The organism is Pseudomonas sp. HP_01 (assembly GCF_055284355.1).
Map to the genome: position 1 here is coordinate 53,393 of NZ_JBTOPV010000020.1, position 23,305 is coordinate 76,697.

Here is a 23,305-nt window from a genome sequence, read left to right on the forward strand (position 1 = left end):
TGCGACATATCGTCACTGCTTCTACTTCTTTCAAGCCCAGAGACCTTTGCTCTCTGTTAAGGACTGCCAGCATGCCCGACTCGACAGGATTGATTGCCCACAATTGGGGCTTCGCCGTGTTTCTCCTTGGTGTCGTCGGCCTCTGCGCCTTCATGCTCGGTCTGTCCAGCCTGCTGGGCTCCAAAGCCTGGGGCCGCAGCAAAAACGAACCGTTCGAATCCGGCATGCTGCCCACCGGCGGCGCCCGTCTGCGGCTCTCGGCAAAATTCTATCTGGTCGCGATGTTGTTCGTGATTTTCGACATTGAAGCCCTCTTTCTGTACGCCTGGTCTGTGTCCGTCCGCGAAAGCGGCTGGACCGGCTTCGCCGAAGCGCTCGTTTTCATAGCAATTCTGTTGGCAGGTCTTGTCTACCTATGGCGGGTAGGGGCGCTCGATTGGGCTCCCGTTGGTCGTCGTAACCGGCAGGCGAAGCTAAAACAATGAGGCTTTGGCAATGCAATATAATCTCACCAGGATCGACCCGGATGCTCCTAACGAGCAGTACCCCATCGGCGAACGCGAAGTCGTTTCCGATCCGTTAGAAGACCAAGTCCACAAAAACATCTACATGGGCAAGCTTGAAGACGTACTGAACGGTGCGGTCAACTGGGGTCGCAAGAACTCCCTTTGGCCGTACAACTTCGGTCTGTCGTGCTGCTATGTGGAAATGACCACCGCCTTCACGGCGCCCCACGACATCGCGCGCTTTGGCGCCGAAGTGATCCGGGCATCGCCGCGTCAGGCGGATTTCATGGTGATCGCCGGCACACCGTTTCTGAAGATGGCCCCTATCATCCAGCGTCTCTATGAGCAAATGCTGGAGCCCAAGTGGGTGATCTCCATGGGCGCCTGTGCCAACTCCGGTGGCATGTACGACATCTATTCCGTGGTTCAGGGCGTGGATAAATTCCTCCCTGTGGATGTTTACGTGCCCGGCTGCCCGCCCCGTCCAGAGGCATTTCTGCAAGGCTTGATGCTCTTGCAGGAATCCATTGGCCAGGAGCGTCGTCCCCTTTCCTGGGTCGTCGGTGACCAGGGCGTTTATCGCGCCGAGATGCCGTCGCAGAAGGAACAGCGCCGCGAACAGCGTATCGCGGTGACCAACCTGCGCAGCCCCGACGAAGTCTGATCCAGTTTTTCTTTTACAAAAAGAAGCCTGAACCTGGGTTCATTCTGTACGTTGACCGATAGCGATCGAGACCTATGACTGCAGACACCGCTCTGTACATCCCGCCTCACAAGGCTGACGACCAAGAAGTCGTCGTTGAACTCCATAACCGTTTTGGCGCTGAAGCCTTCAGCGCCCAGTCCACCGTCACTGGCATGCCTGTGCTGTGGGTGCAACGTGCGCGGCTGATTGAAATCCTGACCTTCCTGCGTCAGATGCCCAAGCCGTACGTGATGCTTTACGACCTGCACGGCGTCGACGAACGCCTGCGTACCAAGCGCCGCGGTTTGCCGGATGCCGACTTCACCGTGTTCTATCACCTGATGTCGATAGAACGTAACAGTGACGTGATGATCAAGGTCGCGCTCTCCGAAAGCGACCTGAGCATGCCGACCGTGACCGGTATCTGGCCGAACGCCAACTGGTACGAGCGTGAAGTGTGGGACATGTTCGGGATCGACTTCCCGGGCCACCCGCACCTGACCCGCATCATGATGCCGCCGACCTGGGAAGGTCACCCGCTGCGCAAGGACTTCCCGGCTCGCGCCACTGAATTCGACCCCTACAGCCTGACCCTTGCCAAGCAGCAGCTGGAAGAGGAAGCCGCGCGTTTCCGTCCGGAAGACTGGGGCATGAAGCGTTCCGGCACCAACGAGGACTACATGTTCCTCAACCTGGGCCCGAACCACCCTTCGGCCCACGGTGCGTTCCGCATCATCCTGCAGCTGGACGGCGAAGAGATCGTCGACTGCGTGCCGGACATCGGTTACCACCACCGTGGCGCCGAGAAAATGGCCGAGCGCCAGTCCTGGCACAGCTACATTCCGTACACCGACCGCATCGATTACCTCGGCGGCGTGATGAACAACCTGCCGTACGTGCTCTCGGTCGAGAAACTGGCCGGCATCACCGTACCGGATCGGGTCAACGTCATTCGCATCATGATGTCCGAGTTCTTCCGCATCACCAGCCACCTACTGTTCCTGGGGACCTACATCCAGGACGTGGGCGCCATGACCCCGGTGTTCTTCACATTCACTGACCGTCAGCGCGCTTACACCGTGATCGAAGCCGTCACCGGTTTCCGTCTGCACCCGGCATGGTTCCGCATCGGCGGTGTCGCCCACGACCTGCCGCGCGGGTGGGAGAAGCTGGTTAAAGACTTCATCGACTGGATGCCCAAGCGTCTGGACGAATACACCAAGGCAGCGCTGCAGAACAGCATTCTTAAAGGTCGGACCGTCGGCGTTGCCGCGTACAACACCAAGGAAGCGCTGGAATGGGGCGTTACCGGTCCGAGCCTGCGGGCAACCGGTCTGGACTTCGACCTGCGCAAGGCGCGTCCGTATTCGGGTTACGAGAACTTCGAATTCGAAGTGCCCCTTGCCCACGATGGCGACGCCTACGATCGCTGCATCGTGCGCGTTGAAGAGATGCGCCAGAGCCTGAAAATCATCGAGCAGTGCATGCGCAACATGCCGGCCGGCTCGTACAAGGCGGATCACCCGCTGACCACGCCGCCGCCGAAAGAACGCACCCTGCAGCACATCGAAACCCTGATCACGCACTTCCTGCAGGTCTCGTGGGGCCCGGTCATGCCGGCCAACGAATCCTTCCAGATGATCGAGGCGACCAAGGGCATCAACAGTTATTACCTGACGAGCGACGGCGGCACCATGAGCTACCGTACCCGGATCCGCACCCCAAGCTACCCGCACCTGCAGCAGATCCCTTCGGTGATCAAAGGCAGCATGGTCGCGGACTTGATTGCGTACCTGGGTAGTATCGATTTCGTTATGGCCGACGTGGACCGCTAAGCATGAACAGCACGCTTATCCAGACAGACCGTTTCGCCCTGAGCGAATCCGAGCGCTCGGCCATCGAGCACGAAATGCATCACTACGAGGACCCGCGCGCGGCGTCCATCGAAGCCCTGAAAATCGTCCAGAAGGAACGCGGCTGGGTACCGGACGGCGCCATCTATGCGATCGGCGAAGTGCTGGGTATCCCCGCCAGCGATGTTGAAGGCGTGGCGACGTTTTATAGCCAGATCTTCCGTCAGCCGGTAGGCCGCCACATCATTCGCGTCTGCAACAGCATGGTCTGTTTCATCGCCGGCCACGAAGACATCGTTGGCGAGATTCAGAGCAAGCTGGGCATCGGCCTGGGTCAGACCACCGCCGACGGCCGCTTCACGCTGCTGCCGGCCTGCTGCCTGGGCAACTGCGACAAGGCGCCGGCGGTCATGATCGACGACGATACTTTCGGCAATCTGCAGCCTGCGGGCGTCGCCCAGCTGCTGGAGGGTTACGTATGACCATCACTTCCTTCGGCCCCGCCAACCTGATCGCCCGCGCCCCGGAAACCCATCCGCTGACCTGGCGTCTGCGCGATGACGGCGAGCCGGTGTGGCTCGATGAATATCAGAAGAAAGACGGCTACGCAGCGGCGCGCAAAGCGTTCGCCACGCAGTCGCCCGATGAAATCGTCCAGGCCGTTAAAGACTCCGGTCTCAAAGGCCGTGGCGGCGCAGGCTTTCCCACAGGCGTGAAATGGGGGCTGATGCCCAAAGACGAATCCATGAACATCCGTTACCTGCTGTGTAACGCCGATGAAATGGAGCCGAATACCTGGAAGGACCGCATGCTGATGGAGCAACTGCCCCATCTGCTCATCGAAGGCATGCTGATCAGTGCTCGCGCCCTGAAGGCCTACCGCGGTTACATCTTCCTGCGCGGCGAATACGTGACGGCCGCCAGGCATCTGAACCGTGCCGTGGCTGAAGCCAAGGCTGCAGGCCTGCTGGGCAAGAATATCCTCGGCACCGGTTTTGATTTCGAGCTGATCGTGCACACCGGCGCCGGGCGCTACATCTGCGGTGAAGAAACCGCGCTGATCAACTCCCTGGAAGGCCGTCGCGCCAACCCGCGTTCCAAGCCGCCCTTCCCTGCCGCCGTTGGTGTGTGGGGCAAGCCGACCTGCGTGAACAACGTCGAGACCCTGTGCAACGTGCCGGCCATCGTTAACAACGGCAACGATTGGTACAAAGCCATCGCGCGTCCGGGCAGCGAAGACATGGGCACCAAGATCATGGGCTTCTCCGGCAAGGTGAAAAACCCAGGCCTGTGGGAATTGCCATTCGGCTTGCCAGCGCGCGAGTTGTTCGAAGACTACGCGGGCGGCATGCGTGACGGCTTCAAGCTCAAGTGCTGGCAACCCGGTGGGGCAGGCACAGGCTTCCTGCTTCCCGAACATCTGGATTGCCAGTTCTATGCAGGCGGTGTCGCCAAGGTGGGCACGCGGATGGGCACCGGCATGGCGATGGCGGTTGACGACAAGGTCAACATGGTCTCGCTGATGCGCAACCTGGAAGAGTTCTTCTCCCAGGAATCATGCGGCTTTTGCACACCGTGCCGCGACGGCTTGCCGTGGAGCGTGAAAATCCTGCGTTCCATCGAAAAAGGCGAGGGTCAACCCGGCGATATCGAGACGCTGCTGGGCCTGGTTAACTTCCTCGGCCCTGGCAAGACGTTCTGTGCTCACGCACCGGGCGCCGTGGAACCGCTGGGCGCCGCGATCAAGTATTTCCGGTCTGAGTTCGAAGCAGGCATCGCCCCGGCACGTCCGGGCAGCCTGACTCAAGTCAGCAGTCCGACCGTGGTCGGCGCATAACACGATAAACGGTTGGTGGCCCACAAGGCCGCCTTCCCTGCATCCGACGACGCCGCGAGGCTGTTTGAGTCGGATGGCACCGAGATTCCATTAGCCACGCCCGCTGACACCGGGCCAACGAAGAACTTTGAACCATGGCCACTATCCACGTAGACGGCAAAGCGCTCGAAGTCGATGGCGCAGACAACCTGTTACAGGCATGTCTGTCGCTGGGCCTCGACATCCCTTATTTCTGCTGGCATCCGGCACTTGGCAGTGTTGGCGCCTGTCGCCAGTGCGCGGTCAAGCAGTACACCGACGAGAACGACACCCGTGGTCGCATCGTCATGTCCTGCATGACACCCGCCACTGACAACACCTGGATCTCCATCGAAGACGATGAATCCAAGGCGTTTCGCGCCAGTGTCGTCGAATGGCTGATGACGAACCACCCGCACGACTGCCCGGTCTGCGAGGAAGGCGGTCACTGTCATTTGCAGGACATGACGGTGATGACCGGCCACAACGAGCGCCGCTATCGCTTTACCAAACGCACCCACCAGAATCAGGAACTGGGGCCGTTCATCGCACACGAGATGAACCGCTGCATCGCCTGCTATCGCTGCGTGCGTTTCTATAAAGACTACGCCGGCGGTACAGACCTCGGCGTGTTCGGCGCCCACGACAACGTGTACTTCGGTCGCGTTGAAGACGGCACCCTGGAAAGCGAGTTCTCCGGCAACCTCACCGAGGTCTGCCCGACCGGTGTTTTCACCGACAAGACCCACTCCGAGCGCTACAACCGGAAATGGGACATGCAGTTTTCGCCGAGCATCTGCCACGGTTGCTCAAGCGGCTGCAACATCAGCCCGGGCGAGCGTTATGGTGAAATCCGCCGTATCGAGAACCGCTACAACGGTTCGGTGAACCAGTACTTCCTCTGCGACCGTGGCCGTTTCGGTTATGGCTACGTCAACCGTACCGACCGTCCACGCCAGCCGCTGGCCGAAGGCATCAAGCTGGGCCTCGACGCTGCGCTGGATAAAGCGGCTGACCTGCTGCGCGGGCGCAATATCGTCGGCATCGGCTCGCCGCGTGCCAGCCTGGAAAGCAACTTCGCCCTGCGCGAGCTGGTCGGTGCCGAGCACTTCTACTCGGGCATCGAAGCCGGTGAGCTGGAGCGTTTGCGTCTGATCGCTCAGGTGCTGAAAGACAGCCCGCTGCCGATCCCGACGATGCGTGAAATCGAAGAGCACGACGCCGTGTTCATCCTCGGCGAAGACGTCACCCAGACCGCTGCACGCATGGCCCTCGGCCTGCGTCAGTCGGTGAAAAACAAAGCCGAAGACATGGCCGCTGCGATGAAAGTCCAGCCATGGCTCGACGCTGCAGTGAAGAACATCGGCCAGCACGAGATGAACCCGCTGTTCATCGCCAGCCTGACCGACACCCGCCTCGACGATATCGCCGAAGAATGCGTGCACGCTGCGCCCGATGATCTGGCGCGCATCGGTTTCGCCGTGGCCCACGCCATCGACCCGAGTGCCCCGGCCGTTGTCGGTCTGGACAGCGAAGCGCTGGCGCTGGCCGAGCGCATTGCTGCCGCTCTGCTCGAAGCCAAACGCCCGCTGATCGTGTCCGGCGCCTCGCTGGGCTCGAACGCGCTGATCGAAGCGGCGGCGAACATCGCCAAAGCCTTGAAGCTGCGCGAGAAGAATGGCTCCCTGAGCCTGATCGTGCCGGAAGCCAACAGCATGGGCTTGACCCTGTTCGGTGGCGACTCGGTCGACGCTGCACTGCAGGCCGTGATTTCGGGCCAGGCCGACGCTATCGTCGTGCTGGAAAACGATCTGTTCACGCGGGTTGACGCTGCGACGGTCGAGGCTGCATTGAAGGCTGCCAAAGTGGTGATTGTGGCCGATCATCAAAAGACCGCGACCACCGACCGCGCGCATCTGGTGCTGCCGGCCGCAAGCTTCGCCGAAGGCGACGGTACGCTGGTCAGCCAGGAAGGCCGCGCCCAGCGCTTCTTCCAGGTGTTCGACCCGACGTATCTGGACGCGAGCATTCTGGTTCACGAAGGCTGGCGCTGGCTGCATGCCCTGCGCGCCACCCTGTTGAATCAGCCGGTTGACTGGACTCAGCTTGACCACGTCACCGCTGCCTGCGCTGCGAGCAATCCGCAACTGGCCGGCATTGTCGGTGCCGCGCCGTCTGCGTCCTTCCGCATCAAGGGTTTGAAACTGGCTCGCGAACCGCTGCGTTACAGCGGCCGGACCGCCATGCGCGCCAACATCAGCGTGCACGAACCGCGTATGCCGCAGGACATCGACACCGCGTTCGCGTTCTCGATGGAAGGCTACTCGGGCTCTGCCGAACCGCGTTCGCAGGTGCCGTTTGCCTGGTCGCCGGGCTGGAACTCGCCACAGGCCTGGAACAAGTTTCAGGACGAAGTCGGCGGTCACTTGCGTGCTGGCGATCCAGGCGTGCGCCTGATCGAAAGCAGCGGCGACAAGCTGGGCTGGTTCGCCAACGTGCCGCGTGCCTTCTCCCCTGCACAAGGGACCTGGCAGGTAGTACCGTTCTATCACCTGTTCGGCAGCGAAGAAACCTCCTCCAAAGCCGCGCCGGTTCAAGAGCGCATTCCCCAGGCCTATGTGGCGCTGGCCAAGTCCGAAGCGGACCGTCTGGGTGTCAACGAAGGCGCCTTGCTCAGCCTGAGCGTGGCTGGCCAGACCCTGCGTCTGCCGCTGCGCATCAGCGAAGAACTGGGCGCAGGCCTGGTGGCGCTGCCGTCCGGTCTGGCCGGTATTCCTCCGGCGCTGTTCGGCAAAACCGTTGATGCAGTGCAGGAGGCCGCTCAATGACCTGGTTCACCCCTGAAGTGATCGACTCGATCATCGCTGTCGTCAAGGCCATCGTGGTGCTGCTCGCCGTGGTGGTCTGCGGCGCGCTGCTCAGTTTCGTCGAACGCCGTCTGTTGGGCTGGTGGCAGGACCGTTACGGGCCGAACCGCGTCGGGCCGTTCGGCATGTTCCAGATCGCTGCCGACATGCTGAAGATGTTCTTTAAAGAGGACTGGAACCCGCCCTTCGTCGACCGGGTGATCTTCACCCTGGCGCCGGTGGTGGCCATGAGCGCGCTGTTGATCGCGTTCTCGGTCATCCCGGTGACCCAGACCTGGGTGGTCGCCGACCTGAACATCGGCCTGCTGTTCTTCTTCGCCATGGCCGGTCTGTCGGTTTATGCGGTGCTGTTCGCCGGTTGGTCATCGAACAACAAGTACGCCCTGCTGGGCAGCTTGCGTGCCTCGGCGCAGACCGTGTCGTACGAAGTGTTCCTCGGCCTGTCGCTGATGGGCATCGTGGTGCAGGTCGGTTCGTTCAACATGGGCGACATCGTCAAGTACCAGGCCGATCACCTGTGGTTCATCATTCCGCAGTTCTTTGGCTTCTGTACCTTCTTCATCGCTGGCGTCGCCGTGACTCACCGTCACCCGTTCGACCAGCCGGAAGCGGAACAGGAACTGGCCGACGGTTACCACATTGAATACGCCGGCATGAAGTGGGGCATGTTCTTCGTCGGTGAGTACATCGGCATCATCCTGATCTCGGCGCTGCTGGTGACCTTGTTCTTCGGCGGCTGGCACGGCCCGTTCGATATCCTGCCGCAACTGTCGTTCATGTGGTTTGCCCTGAAAACCGCGTTCTTCATCATGCTGTTCATCCTGTTGCGTGCTTCGATCCCTCGTCCGCGTTATGACCAGGTGATGGATTTCAGCTGGAAGTTCTGCTTGCCACTGACCCTGATCAATTTGCTGGTGACCGCTGCGGTCGTCCTGGCGGCTCAGTGAGGATTTGACCCATGTTCAAATATATTGGCGACATCGTTAAGGGTACGGGTACCCAGCTACGCAGCCTGATCATGGTCTTCGGCCATGGCTTCCGTAAGCGTGACACCCTGCAATATCCGGAAGAGCAGGTGTATCTGCCGCCCCGCTACCGTGGCCGCATCGTCCTGACCCGCGACCCCGACGGCGAAGAACGCTGCGTGGCCTGCAACCTGTGCGCCGTGGCCTGCCCGGTGGGTTGCATCTCGCTGCAGAAGGCCGAGACCGACGACGGTCGTTGGTACCCGGAGTTCTTCCGCATCAATTTCTCGCGTTGCATCTTCTGCGGCATGTGTGAGGAAGCTTGCCCGACCACCGCGATCCAGCTGACACCGGATTTCGAGATGGCCGAGTTCAAACGTCAGGATCTCGTGTACGAGAAGGAAGATCTGCTGATCTCCGGCCCCGGCAAGAACCCTGATTACAACTTCTACCGCGTTGCGGGGATGGCCATCGCCGGCAAGCCGAAAGGCGATGCACAGAACGAAGCCCAGCCCATCAACGTCAAGAGCTTGCTGCCTTAAGGAAGAAAGATGGAATTCGCTTTCTATTTCGCATCCGGCATCGCTGTGGTGGCCACCCTTCGGGTGATCACCAACACGAACCCGGTGCACGCCCTGCTCTACCTGATCATTTCGCTGATCGCCGTGGCCATGACTTTCTTCAGCCTCGGCGCGCCGTTCGCCGGTGCCCTTGAAGTCATCGCTTATGCGGGCGCCATCATGGTGCTGTTCGTCTTCGTGGTGATGATGCTGAACCTGGGCCCGGCCTCGGTTCAACAAGAACGCGCCTGGCTCAAACCCGGCATCTGGCTCGGCCCGATTCTGCTGGGCGGCCTGCTGCTGGCGGAGTTGATTTACGTGCTGTTCGCCAACTCCACCGGCGCTTCCATCGGTCACACCACGGTGGACGCCAAGGCGGTCGGCATCAGCCTGTTCGGCCCTTACCTGCTGGTTGTCGAACTCGCCTCGATGCTGCTGCTTGCGGCAGCCGTGACGGCGTTCCATGTCGGCCGCAACGAGGCGAAGGAGTAAAGCCATGAACTCAGCAATCCCTCTGGAACATGGTCTGGCGGTCGCCGGCATCCTGTTCTGCCTCGGCCTGGCGGGCCTGTTGGTACGCCGCAACATTCTGTTCGTGTTGATGAGTCTGGAAATCATGATGAACGCAGCCGCGCTGGCCTTTGTGGTCGCGGGCAGCCGTTGGGCACAGCCTGACGGCCAGATCATGTTCATTCTGGTGATCAGCCTTGCGGCAGCCGAGGCCAGTATTGGCCTGGCGATCCTGCTGCAACTGTATCGCCGCTTCCACACGCTCGATATCGACGCTGCCAGCGAGATGCGCGGATGAACCTACTCTTTCTGACTTTCGTATTCCCCCTGATCGGTTTCCTGCTGCTGTCGTTTTCCCGCGGCAAATGGTCGGAAAACCTTTCAGCCCTGATCGGCGTTGGCTCCATTGGCCTGTCGGCCATCGTGGCCGCTTACGTGATCTGGCAATTCAACGTCTCACCACCGGAAGGCGGTCACCTGACCATGGTGCTGTGGCGCTGGATGTCGGTGGACGGCTTCGAACCCAACTTCGCCCTGTATGTCGATGGCCTGTCCATCACCATGCTCGGTGTGGTGGTCGGCGTCGGCTTCCTCATTCACCTGTTCGCCTCGTGGTACATGCGCGGTGAAGACGGCTACTCGCGCTTCTTCGCCTACACCAACCTGTTCATTGCCAGCATGTTGTTCCTGATCCTGGGCGACAACCTGCTGTTCATCTACTTCGGTTGGGAAGGCGTGGGCCTGTGCTCGTACCTGTTGATCGGTTTCTATTACAGCAACCGCAACAACGGCAACGCCGCGCTGAAAGCTTTCATCGTGACCCGCATCGGCGACGTGTTCATGGCCATCGGCCTGTTCATTTTGTTCCAGCAACTGGGCACGCTGAACATTCAGGAATTGCTGGTTCGCGCACCACAGCACTTCAAGGTCGGCGATTTCTGGATTGTGCTGGCCACGCTGATGCTGCTGGGCGGTGCGGTCGGTAAATCCGCGCAACTGCCGCTGCAAACCTGGCTGGCAGACGCAATGGCCGGTCCTACCCCGGTGTCGGCACTGATCCATGCCGCAACCATGGTAACCGCGGGCGTATACCTGATCGCCCGGACCCATGGCCTGTTCATCCTGGCGCCGGACATCCTGCATCTGGTTGGCATCGTCGGCGGCGTGACCCTGGTACTGGCGGGTTTCGCCGCACTGGTGCAGACCGACATCAAACGTATCCTCGCCTACTCGACCATGAGCCAGATCGGCTACATGTTCCTGGCGCTGGGTGTGGGTGCATGGGACGGCGCGATTTTCCACCTGATGACCCACGCCTTCTTCAAGGCGCTGCTGTTCCTCGCGTCCGGTGCGGTAATCGTTGCCTGCCACCACGAGCAGAACATCTTCAAGATGGGCGGCCTGTGGAAGAAACTGCCACTGGCCTACGCCAGCTTCATCGTCGGCGGCGCGGCGCTGTCGGCCTTGCCGCTGGTCACGGCGGGCTTCTATTCCAAGGACGAAATCCTCTGGGAAGCCTTCGCCAGCGGTCATCAGTATCTGCTGTACGCAGGTCTGGTCGGCGCGTTCATGACCTCGCTGTACACCTTCCGCCTGATCTTCATCGCCTTCCACGGCGAAGCGAAGACCGAGGCCCACGCCGGCCACGGGATTTCCCACTGGCTGCCGTTGGGTGTGCTGATCGTGCTGTCGACCTTCATCGGCGCCTGGATTCATCCGCCACTGGCAGGCGTGTTGCCGGAGAGCGCCGGTCATGCGGGCGGCGAAGCCAAGCACAGCCTGGAAATCGCCTCGGGCGCCATCGCTCTGGCCGGTATTCTGCTGGCGGCGGTGCTGTTCCTCGGCAAGCGCCGTCTGGCCACTGCCATTGCCAACAGCGGCCCGGGTCGTTTCCTGTCCGCATGGTGGTTCGCGGCCTGGGGCTTCGACTGGGTGTATGACGTGCTGTTCGTCAAACCTTACCTGGCAATCAGTCGCCTCCTGCGTAGCGATCCGCTCGACCACACAATCGGCCTGATTCCGCGTCTGGTCAAAGCTGGCAACGGCTTGATGACCCGCACCGAAACCGGTCAGCTCCGCTGGTACGCCGCTTCGATCGCCGCAGGTGCCGTACTGGTACTCGGCGCGATTGTGCTGGTCTGATGAGTCGATCTGACATGAACCTTGCGACTTTGCGAAAGGAATTGAGCCCGTCATGATTCTGCCTTGGCTAATCCTGATCCCCTTCATCGGCGGCCTGCTGTGCTGGCAAGGTGAGCGCTTCGGCCCTACCCTGCCGCGCTGGATTGCGCTGTTGACTATGTCTCTCGAGACGATTCTGGGCCTGTGGGTCTGGAGCACCGGTACGTTTACCTATGCTCCGGCTCCGGGCGCCGATCCGACCTGGGCCCTTGAGTTCAAGCTCCAGTGGATTCAGCGCTTCGGCATCAGCGTGCACTTGGCCCTCGATGGCCTGTCCCTGCTGATGATTCTGTTGACCGGCCTGCTGGGTATCCTCTCGGTACTCTGCTCGTGGAAAGAGATCCAGCGTAACGTCGGCTTCTTCCACCTGAACCTGATGTGGATCCTGGGCGGTGTCGTCGGCGTGTTCCTCGCCATCGACCTGTTCATGTTCTTCTTCTTCTGGGAAATGATGCTGGTGCCGATGTACTTCCTCATCGCGCTCTGGGGTCACAGTTCGGCGGACGGCAAGAAGACCCGGATCTACGCAGCGACCAAGTTCTTCATCTTCACTCAGGCCAGCGGCCTGATCATGTTGGTGGCGATCCTCGGTCTGGTGCTGGTGCACTTCAACCAGACCGGCGTGATCACCTTCGGTTACGCCGACCTGCTGAAAACCAAGCTGTCCCACGGCACCGAATACATCCTGATGCTGGGCTTCTTCATCGCTTTCGCGGTGAAGCTGCCGATCGTGCCGCTGCACTCCTGGTTGCCTGACGCTCACGCCCAGGCGCCGACCGCCGGTTCCGTGGACCTGGCGGGCATCCTGTTGAAGACCGCTGCGTATGGTCTGCTGCGTTTTGCCCTGCCGCTGTTCCCGAATGCCTCGGCCGAGTTCGCGCCAATCGCCATGGTGCTGGGCCTGATCGGTATCTTCTACGGTGCCTTCCTGGCCTTCGCCCAGACCGACATCAAGCGCCTGATCGCGTTTTCCAGCGTTTCGCACATGGGCTTCGTGCTGATCGGCATCTACTCCGGTAGCCAGCAGGCGCTGCAAGGCGTCGTCGTTCAGATGCTCGCTCACGGCCTGTCGGCTGCCGCGCTGTTTATCCTCAGCGGCCAGTTGTACGAGCGTCTGCACACCCGGGACATGCGTGAAATGGGTGGCCTGTGGAGCAAGATCGCGTACCTGCCGGCCATCAGCCTGTTCTTCGCCGCCGCGTCGCTCGGCCTGCCGGGCACCGGTAACTTCGTCGGTGAATTCCTGATCCTGATCGGCAGCTTTGTCAGCGCGCCGTGGATCACCGCCATCGCCACCTCCGGTCTGGTGTTCGGTTCTGTCTACTCGCTGATCATGATCCACCGCGCCTACTTCGGCCCGGCCAAATCCGACGCGGTCTATAAAGGCATGGACGGTCGGGAATTGATCATGGTGCTGGGTCTGGCGGTGTTGCTGATTCTGCTGGGCGTGTACCCGCAACCGATTCTCGACACCTCCTCGGCGACCATGCATGGCGTGCAGCAATGGCTCGGCACCGCCTTCACTCAACTCGCTTCGGCCCGGTAAGAGCGCTATGGACCTGACGATTCAACACTTTATTGCGCTGGCGCCGCTGCTGATTACCAGCATCACCATTGTGGTGGTGATGCTGGGCATCGCATGGCGTCGCAATCACTCGCAATCATTCCTGCTGACGGTAGCGGGACTCAACCTGGCTCTGCTGTCCATCTACCCGGCGCTGAAAGTTGCGCCACTGGTGGTCACTCCATTGCTGCAAATCGACAGCTTCGCCTGCCTCTACATGGGCATTATCCTGGTGTCGACCCTGGCCTGCGTCACCCTGGCCCACGCCTATCTGGGTGAAGGCAAGGCAGGTTATCCGGGCAACCGCGAAGAGCTTTACCTGCTGATCCTGATGGCTGCGGCCGGTGGCTTGGTGCTTGTCGCCGCGCAACACCTGGCGAGCCTGTTCATCGGTCTGGAACTGCTGTCGGTGCCGGTCTACGGTCTGGTGGCTTACGCGTTCTTCAACAAGCGTTCGCTGGAAGGCGGCATCAAGTACATGGTGCTGTCGGCGGCTGGCTCGGCTTTTCTGCTGTTCGGTATGGCGCTGCTCTATGCCGAATCCGGCAGTCTGGGTTTCAGCGAGATCGGCAAGGCCATCGCGGCCACCGGTATGCCAAGCCCGATCGCCAGCCTGGGTCTGGGCATGATGCTGGTGGGGCTGGGCTTCAAACTGTCGCTAGTGCCGTTCCACTTGTGGACACCGGACGTGTACGAAGGCGCCCCTGCCCCGGTAGCGGCTTTCCTTGCCACCGCCAGCAAGGTCGCGGTGTTCGGCGTGCTGGTTCGCCTGTTCCAGATCTCGCCGGCGGCCACCAGTGGCGTGCTGACGGACGTGATGTCGGTCATCGCCGTGGCGTCGATCCTGGTCGGTAACCTGCTGGCCCTGACGCAGAACAACCTCAAGCGTCTGCTGGGTTATTCGTCGATCGCGCACTTCGGTTACCTGATGATCGCGATGGTGGCGAGCAAGGGCATGGCGGTCGAGGCGATCAACGTTTATCTGGTCACCTACGTGCTGACCAGCCTGGGCGCGTTCGGAGTGGTCACGTTGATGTCCTCGCCTTACAGCGGCCGCGATGCCGACGCGATGTTTGAATACCGCGGTCTGTTCTGGCGTCGTCCGTACCTGACGGCGGTGTTGACCGTGATGATGCTGTCGCTGGCGGGTATCCCGCTGACGACTGGCTTCATCGGCAAGTTCTACATCATCGCAACAGGCGTCGAAGCGCATCTGTGGTGGCTGACCGGTTCGCTGGTCGTGGGTAGCGCCATCGGCGTGTTCTATTACCTGCGTGTGATGGTGACGTTGTATCTGCAAGACTCGAAGATCCAGCGCCACGACGCCCCGTTCAACTGGGCGCAGCGTGCAGGTGGCGTGATGCTGTTGGGGATTACGCTGTTGGCGTTCTTCCTGGGCGTCTACCCGCAACCGCTGCTGACCCTGGTGGGCCATGCTGGTTTGTGATGGTTGAGTGATGCACAAAAAACCCTGCTCCCGAGCAGGGTTTTTTTATGGCTTTGGATTTTAGAGGATCAAGAGCATCTACCTAACGGCAGATCGTTTCGCCTTCGGCGACTTACTTTTGAAAAGCACCAAAAGTAAGCAAAAGTGCCTGCTCCTGGTTTGGCCCTTCCTTCGTCAGGGTTCCCTCACTTCGACGACGCTCCGTGGGCCTGCGTTCGGCCTGCACCAAAGTCGCGATGGGCGGTGTCTGAAATTTTTGCGCAGGAAGATCAAGAGCAGATCAAAGGCTTCCCGGCTAAAGCCGGTCCCACTGACCGCATGCACATTCACTGTAGGAGCGCGCTTGCCCGCGATGGCATCCTGTCAGCCACACAGATGCCGCTGACCCACCGCAATTCGCGGGCAAGCGCGCTCCTACAGAGGATCTTCATCACGCCAAGGACTTTCCTCGAACAAGCAGGCCGCAGATGCCGTTGCAGTTGCCGTTGATCTTCCTACGCAGGAATTCCAGACGACACCCATCGCGACTTGGGTGCAGGCTGAACGGAGGTCTCGCGGAGTGGGTCGAGCCGCATGGATGCGGCGAGAGCGCCGTCAGGACATGGATGTCCGTTCGGCGCGGGCCCACGGAGCGAGACCGGAGTGAAGGAACCCCGAGGAACGAGGGGCCTAGCCAGGAGCAGGCCCCTTTGGTTACTTGGGGTGCTTTTCCAAGTAACTCGCCGAAGGCGAAATGTCTGCCCTTAGGCAGACGCTCTTGATCTTGCAACAACAATCAACCGGGCAATCGAACGGTTTTTTTGTCGCCGGTAAACAACGCCCACGTCGACATAAACAACGCCGCCACCATCGGCCCTATCACAAACCCGTTCAGCCCGAACACAGCCATCCCGCCCAACGTCGAAATCAGAATCAGGTAATCGGGCATCCGCGTATCTTTGCCCACCAGGATCGGACGCAACACGTTATCCACCAGCCCGATCACAAACACCCCGAACAGCCCCAATACCACGCCCTGCCAGATCATCCCGCTGAGCAGGAAATACAGCGCAACCGGCGCCCAGACAATCCCCGCCCCCACTGCCGGTAGCAGCGACAGAAACGCCATCATCACTGCCCAGAGCAAAGCGCTCGGGATATCCAGTGCCCAGAAAATAAACCCGCCCAATGCGCCTTGGGTCACCGCCACCACAATATTGCCCTTCACCGTCGCGCGAACCACACGGGTGAACTTCAACTGCAAGCGCCTTTTCTGAGGCTCGGCCAGCGGAATCGCGATGCGGATCTTGCGGGTGAGCTCCTGGCCGTCGCGCAGGAAGAAGAACAGCAGGTAGAGCATGATGAAAAAGCTGACAACGAAATCGAATGTACCCTGCCCAAAGCTGAACGCCTGGGTGGCCAGGTAGTTGCTGCCCTGCATCGCGCTCTTGGCGATCTTGTCGCGCAGACCGTTGAAATCTCCCATGCCCAGACGATCAAGCCAATGCTGCACATAGGGCGGCAATAGCACTTTGAATTCAGCCAGGTACTTGGCGATGTCGAGCTGACCACTTTCCACATTCTTGTAAAGCGTCGCCCCTTCCTGAACCATCAACGCCGCGATGACAATCACCGGCAGAATCGCGATGACCAGACAGATCATGAGCGTGCAAAGGGACGTCAGGTTGCGCTGCCAGCCAAAGCGGGCCAGCAAACGGCGTTGCAGTGGCGCGAAGATGATGCCGAGGATCACCGCCCAGAACACCGCGCCGTAGAACGGCAGCAGAATCCAGATGAACGCGATGGTGACCAGCACCAGCAACAGCAATAGGGTTTTATTTTGCAGCGCGGTTTCGTTCATGTTTCTTCCATGTCATTAAGCCGCGTCGAGCACACGGCCTGATGCTTAGTCCGTCAATCACCGCAGGAGTGCCGCGCCTGATGTGCAGGGCAGATGGAAGAGGCGCAAGCGGCGGGCCCTGCGCAAGACCCGCCATTCAAGACTAGATCCTGAACTGCCGGACCAACTGGCCGAGGCGCTGATTCAGCTCCGTGAGGTTGCGCGACGTGGAGGCGCTGTGGCGGGTTTCATCGGCCACGCTTTCGACCGCCACGGCGATCTGATGGACGCTGCGATTGATCTCTTCCGCAACGGCCGTCTGCTCTTCTGCGGCGCTGGCAATCTGCGCGTTCATCGCGTTGATCGTGCCGATCAGTTGACCGATGGTGTCCAGCGACGCGCCGGCCTCGTTGGCGCGAGCGGAAGTCCCGTCGCCGGCCTCGCTCGAACGTTTCATCGCCTGCACCGCGCCTTGGGTGCCCTGCTGCAAGCGGTCGATCATGCCTTGAATTTCCTGGGTGCTTTGCTGCGTGCGGCTGGCCAGCGCACGCACCTCATCCGCCACCACTGCGAACCCGCGACCCGCTTCCCCGGCACGCGCAGCTTCGATAGCGGCGTTGAGTGCCAGCAGGTTGGTTTGATCGGCGATGGAACGAATCACCCCGAGCACGCCGACGATGGACGACACGTCATTCTGCAGGCTGTCCAGTGAAGTTCCGCTGTCACGGATGTCGTTCACCAGCGCGTGAATCTGCTGGATGCTGCCTTCGACCACACGCTTGGCGGCCTGACCTTCGGCATCGGTCTGCTGCGCGGCGACCGAGGCACCTTGCGCGCTTTTCGCGACTTCCTGCGCCGCCGCGGACATCTGATTAATCGCCGTAGCCACCTGATCGGTCTCGTGACGCTGACGCTCCATAGCCTGCTCCGAGCGCTGCGCCTGGTCGGTCACTTCACCCACCAGGCCAGTCAGCTGTGAGGTCATCTCGGCGATCTGCCGGACCAGCCCGTGGATCTTCTCGACGAAGCGGTTAAACGACCCGGCCAGATCGCCCAGTTCGTCCTGGGAGGTCACCGCCAGACGCTGGGTCAGATCACCTTCACCGGCGGCGATGTCGTCAAGGTTGGCTTTCATCAGGCGCAACGGCCGCAGGATACCGCCCGCAATCCAGAAGCCCGCCGCCGCGATGATCACCAATACCAGCAGGGTGATGCCGATGATACTGACAAGCATGTTCTGCCGGCGCTCGGAGACATTCTTCTGCAGCTCCATGACTTTGGCATCGATGTTGTCCAGGTTGATCGACGACCCGAAAGCCATGTCCCATTTCGGCAGGTATTCGGTGTAACCCAGTTTGGGCACCAGCTCGCTTGAACCGGGCAGCGCGGAGGAGTACTCCAGGTAATGAGTACCCGCTTTTGCCACGTCAACGAGGCCGGCATTGACGAAAACGCCTTTTGGATCGCGGGCGTCCTTGAAGCTCTTGCCGATGCCGTCCGGACTGTTGCCCTTGAACAGCCGCACCGCCTGAGAGTCGTAGCCGAAGAAGTACCCGTCCTTGGCGTAGGTGACCTGAGAGAGCATTTTGATGACTTGCGCGCGGGCCTCCATGTCACCCGGGGCCGAGGCGTCATACAGCGGTTTGATGGTGCCCAGCGCGACAGCTACGTAACTTTGCAACGTGGCTTTGGCCTCCGCGAGCAGGTGCTGGCGGGTTTCCTCGACTTCGCGCTTGCCCTGTTCACGCAGCATGATGACGGTGCTGGCGCTGATGATCAGTGCGAACACCAATACCGGGAGCACCGCGAGCGAAAGTACCTTGGCTTTTAGATTTAGCCGCATAGCAGTCATGACCCTTTGTTTTTGTGCGTTGAGCCGTCGGGATTCCTTTACGGTTAACGGCCCGGCGCACGAAAAGTTGAGGTCACGAGAGTTGACGGGCGCTTTCGGTCCCCGGCAGTTGCGGGCTGAGTCGCTCGGGCAGGTCAATGCGCACTTGCAGCCCGCCCATGGGGCTGTCCAGCAACTGAATGCGCCCGCCCCACGCCTCGACGATGTCCTTGACGATGCCGAGGCCCAGACCGTGGCCGGTCACCTGCTCGTCCAGACGATTGCCACGGCCAATCACTTCATCGCGATGGTGCACAGGGATGCCCGGACCATCGTCGTCAATCAACAGGCAGTAGCCGTCAGCGCCTTTTGCAATGGTCAGGCTAACCTGGCTGTCGGCCCACTTGCAGGCGTTGTCCATGATGTTGCCCAGCAACTCTAGAATGTCTTCGCGATCCCAAGGCAGGAACAGTTGCGCAGCGATCTGGCTGCTCAGCTCCAGGTGCTCGCCATGAATCATCCGCAATGTGGAGAACAGCCCGGGTATCTCCGCAGCGCAATCAAACCGCGCGCCCGGCAAAGCATCGCCTGACAACCGCGCACGATTAAGCTCACGCTCAAGACGCTGCTGAATGTGATGCAATTGATCGCGCAGGGTCTCGCGCACGTGCGGGTGGCCCGCGAGCTTGTCACCTTCGGCCAGACTCATTAGCACGGCCAGCGGCGTCTTCAGCGCGTGGCCCAGGTTGCCAAGGGCATTGCGGGAGCGCTTGAGACTGTCCTCGGTGTGAGCCAGCAGATGATTGATCTGCGCGACCAAGGGCTCGAGTTCCACCGGCACTCGCTCATCAAGTTGCGAGCGCTGCCCTTGTTGCAACTGGAAAATCTGTTCTCTGGCCCTTTCCAAGGGGCGCAAGGCGCGGCGAACGGTGACGCGCTGCAACACCAGAATCAAGATCAGGGCCATCAGCCCTAACCCGAGACCGATGCGCTGGACCAGTGCAAAACTGTCTCGCACCGGGGTGTAGTCCTGAGCGACGGTGATAGAGATGGTCTGCCCGAACTTGCGGTAGTCGGTGTGCAGCAACAACAGCGATTGATCGGTTTTTTCCAGCGCAAGGTCGGCATGCAGGCCGGGCTGCCCGGGATGCGGCAGTTCCAGATCCCACAGCGAGCGCGAGCGCCAATGCCCCTGGTCGAAATCAATCCGGAAATAGTGCCCGGAATAGGGTCGCTGGTAGCCGGGCGACAGCCGATGCTCATCAAGCTGCAGGCCGTCCGGGCCGCGTACCAGCGCAACCAGCAGCAGCTCGCTTTCATTGCGCAGGCCGGACTCGAGATAACGCTGCAAGCCGACTTCAAACAACCACAGGCTGGTCTGCGCCAGGACCAGCCCTATAATCAGCAGCACGCTGATCAGGCCCAGGCTCAAGCGTCGCTGAATCGACCTCACTCGCCTGTTCCGGCAAAACGATAGCCCTGCCCGCGCCGCGTCTCGACCACGGCCCGTCCAAGCTTGCGGCGCAAATGATTGACGTGGACCTCGATGACGTTCGAGTCACGTTCGTTCTCCCCATCATAGAGATGCTCGGCCAAGTGGCTCTTGGAGAGAATCTGCCCGGGGTGCAGCATGAAATAACGCAGCAGGCGAAACTCCGCCGCCGTTAGTTGAATGTCTTCCTCCCCGCGACTGACGCACTGGCGCCCTTCATCCAGATGGAGGCCTGCGGCTTCGAGTTTCGGTTGGTTGACCAGACCTCGGACACGGCGAAGCAGCGCCTGGATGCGCAGCTGCAGCTCTTCTGGATGAAAGGGTTTGGTCAGATAGTCGTCAGCGCCGGCCTTGAGGCCCTCGATGCGCTCGGCCCAGGACGCCCGTGCGGTCAGAATAAGGACCGGCGTGGACAACCCGCCGGAGCGCCACTTCTGCAGGACCTCAAGCCCGGGAACGCCCGGCAGACCGAGATCAAGCACGATCAGGTCGTAAGGCTCGGTGGCACCTTGATGAATGGCGTCGCGGCCGTCGGTCAGCCAGTCGATCGCATAGCCCTGCCTGCCCAGCGTACTGATGAGCTCGTCCGCCAGGGGGACGTGATCCTCAACCAATAACAAACGCATCAATCGTCTTCCTTGTCTTGCAACAGGCGGCTGTCACCGGCATCGAATTTCAGCTCGCGCACGACATGATCGGCGGTGAGAAGCTCGATCTCATATACCAGCACACCGTGTTTTTCCTCCAGTTCGGCTTGAAGCAGCTTGGAGCCGGGGTAACGTCCCAGTGCCTGATCGATGAACTGCTCAAGCGGCATAATCACGCCTTTCCTGCGCAACTCGAGTACCTCGTCCTGATTCAGGTCACGAGCCAGGCACGCAACGCTCGAGGCGACCGCACAAGCGGCCACCAGACAGTAAACGAAACGTTTGACGGGACGCTTACTGGCGATCATCAGGTGTCCTGATGGTCTTTGAGGATTTGCCCGCTGACGGCGTCGACTTCAACGTCCCACTCCACACCTTGCGCGTCGCGCAATTCGATCTGGTAAACGTATTTGCCATATTCCTGTTCCAGTTCGGTGTCGGTGATGGTGGATTTCGGATGCTTGGCCAAGACGACGGCGTTAAGTTTTTCAAAGGATTGAATAGTACCTGCATCGCGCAATTTCAGCGCCTCATCCGGACCTAAATCCCGAGCTTGGACATAACCGGCTGTAAGAGTGAGTGCAGTGGCAGCGATAAAGGCAGTCAGGATTTTCATGGTGGATCTCCGTAGGGGTCTGTTTGTTTACGGGACCCACCTTAAACGGGCGAACTTAATTGAAGCTGAATTTATCTGGCTACGTGCCACTACCCGTTGTGCGTCCAGTGGCTGAAAACGGGGCCCACGATATACTTCGCCCCTGTCCAACTCCGGAGGGGCCATGAGCAACATTCACATCAAATACCCGTCATTGACTATCAAGGCTGGCAGGCGTGCGATGACGCGGATCAGGGAGCAGGGCCTATCTCCGATAGATGTCGGCATCATCCCTGGCGCGGCGGGTGGTCCTAAAGCACTGGGCATTCAGGGCCTGGATCTGGCGCTGTTCGGCGAATGGCTGCCCCGCGCTCAAAGGGAGCGCTCGTTGATTGGCGCTTCCATCGGTTCTTGGCGATTTGCGAGCGCATGCCTGCCGGACCCGGTAGCAGGTATCCAGCGACTTGGGCGCCTGTACAACGAGCAGAGTTTCGCCAAAGGCGTGACGATGGCACAGGTCACCCGCAGCTGCGTGACGATGCTCGATGCGCTTCTACAAGCGGATGATGCGCACGTCCTGGCGAATGCCCATTACCGACTCAACGTGATGATCGTCAAAAGTCATGGCTTGCTTGCCCGGGATCATCGGACAGGGCTGAGCCTGGGGCTGGGGGCCGTCATCGCTGATAACCTGCTCGGACGCGCACGCCTGTCGCGGCATTTCGAACGGCTGGTCATGCACGACCCCCGTCTCCTCCCTCCCCTTCTGCCACTGACAGACTTCCCATCCTGCTGCTTGCCACTGGACACATCGAACCTGCGCCAGGCATTGCTGGCGTCAGGCTCCATTCCGATGATCATGGAGGGCGTTGCCGAGATACCTGGTGTCGGCGCAGGGATGTTCCGCGACGGCGGCCTGCTCGACTACCATCTGGACCTTCCATACAGCGGAAGCGACATCGTGCTGTATCCGCACTTCACCGACAAAATCATTCCGGGATGGTTTGACAAGGCACTGCCCTGGCGCAGAGGCGACCAGACTCGGCTTCAAGACGTGGTGCTGCTGGCTCCCTCAAACGCGTACCTGGCTACGCTGCCCTACGGCAAGCTGCCTGATCGAAGCGACTTCAAACGGTTCGTGGGAAGGGATAAGGATCGGCAACGCTACTGGCGTACTGCAATGGAAAGCAGTCAGCGGCTGGGGGATGAGTTTCTGGAGCTCGTCGACAACGGCCGTCTCGGTCAACGGCTGGAGCCCTTGGTTTAACGAGGTGGTCAGGTCTGCCTGTCGCTCGCCAAACCATTACTGATAAACTCGGAGCTTGCATTTATCGCGCAAGCGAGCGCCACTTCTTAAGGCTTATATCACCGTGGAAATTTTTAAAGAATTTACGTTCGAGTCAGCTCACCGACTCCCTCACGTGCCGGACGGACACAAGTGCGGGCGTCTGCACGGTCACTCGTTCCGTGTAGCGATCTATCTGCAGGGCGAACCGGATCCGCATACAGGCTGGATTCGCGATTTCTCTGAGATCAAAACCATCTTCAAACCTCTGTACGAGCGGCTGGACCATAACTATCTGAACGACATCCCAGGCCTCGAGAACCCTACCAGCGAAGTATTGGTGAAGTGGATCTGGAAAGAGTTGAAGCCGCTGCTGCCCGAGTTGTCCGCCATACGGATTCACGAGACATGCACCAGCGGTTGCGTGTATCGCGGTGACTGATCAGCGCTAAATTGAAGACCACCCTACCGGGTGGTTTTTTTGCGAGAAACTTTGTTTTTTCGCGCACAAAAACAAAACCCCATCTGCTTACGCAAATGGGGTTTTGGAATTTAATCTTGACGATGACCTACTCTCACATGGGGAAACCCCACACTACCATCGGCGATGCATCGTTTCACTGCTGAGTTCGGGATGGGATCA

Annotated in this window: 21 protein-coding genes and 1 rRNA gene; 15 read left to right on the plus strand and 7 right to left on the minus strand. The window is 60.3% G+C overall.

Features of this window, described 5'->3' with window-relative positions; translation table 11 throughout:
• Positions 1 to 71 precede the first annotated feature (71 nt).
• The 13 genes from ACYAR8_RS12995 (at position 72) to nuoN (ending at position 14,993) form a co-directional block, all read left to right on the plus strand.
• A complete protein-coding gene (locus ACYAR8_RS12995) occupies positions 72 to 485 on the plus strand; it encodes an NADH-quinone oxidoreductase subunit A (RefSeq protein WP_037008823.1) in 414 nt (137 codons plus the stop codon).
• A gap of 10 nt (positions 486 to 495) precedes the next feature.
• Entirely contained in the window at positions 496 to 1,170 is a 675-nt protein-coding gene (locus ACYAR8_RS13000; RefSeq protein ID WP_065989126.1) for a NuoB/complex I 20 kDa subunit family protein, read from the plus strand.
• Positions 1,171 to 1,244: 74 nt separating this feature from the next.
• Complete coding sequence (nuoC, locus tag ACYAR8_RS13005; protein ID WP_463580095.1) at positions 1,245 to 3,026, plus strand: NADH-quinone oxidoreductase subunit C/D; 1,782 nt, start codon at positions 1,245 to 1,247, stop codon at positions 3,024 to 3,026.
• A gap of 2 nt (positions 3,027 to 3,028) precedes the next feature.
• Positions 3,029 to 3,526, plus strand: a complete 498-nt coding sequence (nuoE, locus tag ACYAR8_RS13010; RefSeq protein ID WP_093466804.1) for an NADH-quinone oxidoreductase subunit NuoE — start codon at positions 3,029 to 3,031, stop codon at positions 3,524 to 3,526.
• Positions 3,523 to 4,881, plus strand: a complete 1,359-nt coding sequence (nuoF, locus tag ACYAR8_RS13015; RefSeq protein ID WP_074892021.1) for an NADH-quinone oxidoreductase subunit NuoF — start codon at positions 3,523 to 3,525, stop codon at positions 4,879 to 4,881. The genes nuoE and nuoF overlap by 4 nt, the downstream gene beginning before the upstream one ends.
• Positions 4,882 to 5,015: 134 nt before the next feature.
• Positions 5,016 to 7,727, plus strand: coding sequence for an NADH-quinone oxidoreductase subunit NuoG (nuoG, locus tag ACYAR8_RS13020; RefSeq protein ID WP_463580096.1), 2,712 nt, complete (start codon positions 5,016 to 5,018; stop codon positions 7,725 to 7,727).
• On the plus strand, positions 7,724 to 8,713 hold the full coding sequence (nuoH, locus tag ACYAR8_RS13025) for an NADH-quinone oxidoreductase subunit NuoH (protein WP_037008811.1): 990 nt from the start codon (positions 7,724 to 7,726) through the stop codon (positions 8,711 to 8,713). The genes nuoG and nuoH overlap by 4 nt, the downstream gene beginning before the upstream one ends.
• Before the next feature lie 11 nt (positions 8,714 to 8,724).
• Positions 8,725 to 9,273 (plus strand): NADH-quinone oxidoreductase subunit NuoI, encoded by a 549-nt coding sequence (gene nuoI, locus ACYAR8_RS13030; RefSeq protein ID WP_037008808.1) that lies wholly within the window; start codon positions 8,725 to 8,727, stop codon positions 9,271 to 9,273.
• 9 nt (positions 9,274 to 9,282) lie between these two features.
• Positions 9,283 to 9,783: an NADH-quinone oxidoreductase subunit J gene (gene nuoJ / locus ACYAR8_RS13035; protein WP_037008804.1), complete on the plus strand. Its 501-nt coding sequence runs from the start codon at positions 9,283 to 9,285 to the stop codon at positions 9,781 to 9,783.
• 4 nt (positions 9,784 to 9,787) lie between these two features.
• Entirely contained in the window at positions 9,788 to 10,099 is a 312-nt protein-coding gene (nuoK, locus tag ACYAR8_RS13040) for an NADH-quinone oxidoreductase subunit NuoK (RefSeq protein WP_065989117.1), read from the plus strand.
• Positions 10,096 to 11,943 carry an NADH-quinone oxidoreductase subunit L gene (nuoL, locus tag ACYAR8_RS13045; protein WP_463580097.1) on the plus strand — a complete coding sequence of 616 codons (1,848 nt, stop codon included), beginning with the start codon at positions 10,096 to 10,098 and terminating at the stop codon, positions 11,941 to 11,943. Before nuoK ends, nuoL begins: the two co-directional genes overlap by 4 nt.
• A 52-nt stretch (positions 11,944 to 11,995) precedes the next feature.
• Positions 11,996 to 13,528 carry an NADH-quinone oxidoreductase subunit M gene (gene nuoM / locus ACYAR8_RS13050; protein WP_108122799.1) on the plus strand — a complete coding sequence of 511 codons (1,533 nt, stop codon included), beginning with the start codon at positions 11,996 to 11,998 and terminating at the stop codon, positions 13,526 to 13,528.
• Positions 13,529 to 13,535: 7 nt separating this feature from the next.
• The gene (gene nuoN, locus ACYAR8_RS13055; RefSeq protein ID WP_074892029.1) at positions 13,536 to 14,993 is read left to right on the plus strand and encodes an NADH-quinone oxidoreductase subunit NuoN; all 1,458 of its coding nucleotides are present in this window, start codon (positions 13,536 to 13,538) and stop codon (positions 14,991 to 14,993) included.
• A gap of 775 nt (positions 14,994 to 15,768) precedes the next feature.
• Here nuoN and ACYAR8_RS13060 read toward each other — a convergent pair.
• The 6 genes from ACYAR8_RS13060 to ACYAR8_RS13085 form a co-directional block, all read right to left on the minus strand.
• Positions 15,769 to 16,833, minus strand: coding sequence for an AI-2E family transporter (locus ACYAR8_RS13060; protein WP_074893658.1), 1,065 nt, complete (start codon positions 16,831 to 16,833; stop codon positions 15,769 to 15,771).
• Positions 16,834 to 16,975: 142 nt separating this feature from the next.
• Positions 16,976 to 18,655 (minus strand): methyl-accepting chemotaxis protein, encoded by a 1,680-nt coding sequence (locus ACYAR8_RS13065; RefSeq protein WP_074893672.1) that lies wholly within the window; start codon positions 18,653 to 18,655, stop codon positions 16,976 to 16,978.
• 82 nt (positions 18,656 to 18,737) lie between these two features.
• On the minus strand, positions 18,738 to 20,096 hold the full coding sequence (locus tag ACYAR8_RS13070) for an ATP-binding protein (protein WP_463580098.1): 1,359 nt from the start codon (positions 20,094 to 20,096) through the stop codon (positions 18,738 to 18,740).
• A complete protein-coding gene (locus ACYAR8_RS13075; RefSeq protein ID WP_074893662.1) occupies positions 20,093 to 20,761 on the minus strand; it encodes a response regulator transcription factor in 669 nt (222 codons plus the stop codon). The genes ACYAR8_RS13070 and ACYAR8_RS13075 overlap by 4 nt, the downstream gene beginning before the upstream one ends.
• Positions 20,761 to 21,090, minus strand: coding sequence for a PepSY domain-containing protein (locus ACYAR8_RS13080; RefSeq protein ID WP_074893664.1), 330 nt, complete (start codon positions 21,088 to 21,090; stop codon positions 20,761 to 20,763). Before ACYAR8_RS13080 ends, ACYAR8_RS13075 begins: the two co-directional genes overlap by 1 nt.
• Positions 21,090 to 21,398 (minus strand): PepSY domain-containing protein, encoded by a 309-nt coding sequence (locus ACYAR8_RS13085; protein WP_463580099.1) that lies wholly within the window; start codon positions 21,396 to 21,398, stop codon positions 21,090 to 21,092. Before ACYAR8_RS13085 ends, ACYAR8_RS13080 begins: the two co-directional genes overlap by 1 nt.
• Positions 21,399 to 21,561: 163 nt before the next feature.
• On the opposite strand from ACYAR8_RS13085, the gene ACYAR8_RS13090 reads away from it, so the two are divergent.
• Both ACYAR8_RS13090 and queD read left to right on the plus strand, forming a co-directional pair.
• Positions 21,562 to 22,644, plus strand: a complete 1,083-nt coding sequence (locus tag ACYAR8_RS13090) for a patatin-like phospholipase family protein (RefSeq protein ID WP_463580100.1) — start codon at positions 21,562 to 21,564, stop codon at positions 22,642 to 22,644.
• A 103-nt stretch (positions 22,645 to 22,747) separates the two neighbouring features.
• A complete protein-coding gene (queD, locus tag ACYAR8_RS13095; RefSeq protein WP_074893670.1) occupies positions 22,748 to 23,104 on the plus strand; it encodes a 6-carboxytetrahydropterin synthase QueD in 357 nt (118 codons plus the stop codon).
• Positions 23,105 to 23,218: 114 nt separating this feature from the next.
• Here the strand turns inward: queD and rrf are convergent.
• Positions 23,219 to 23,305: ribosomal RNA gene (rrf, locus tag ACYAR8_RS13100) — 5S ribosomal RNA — on the minus strand; the annotation flags it as partial.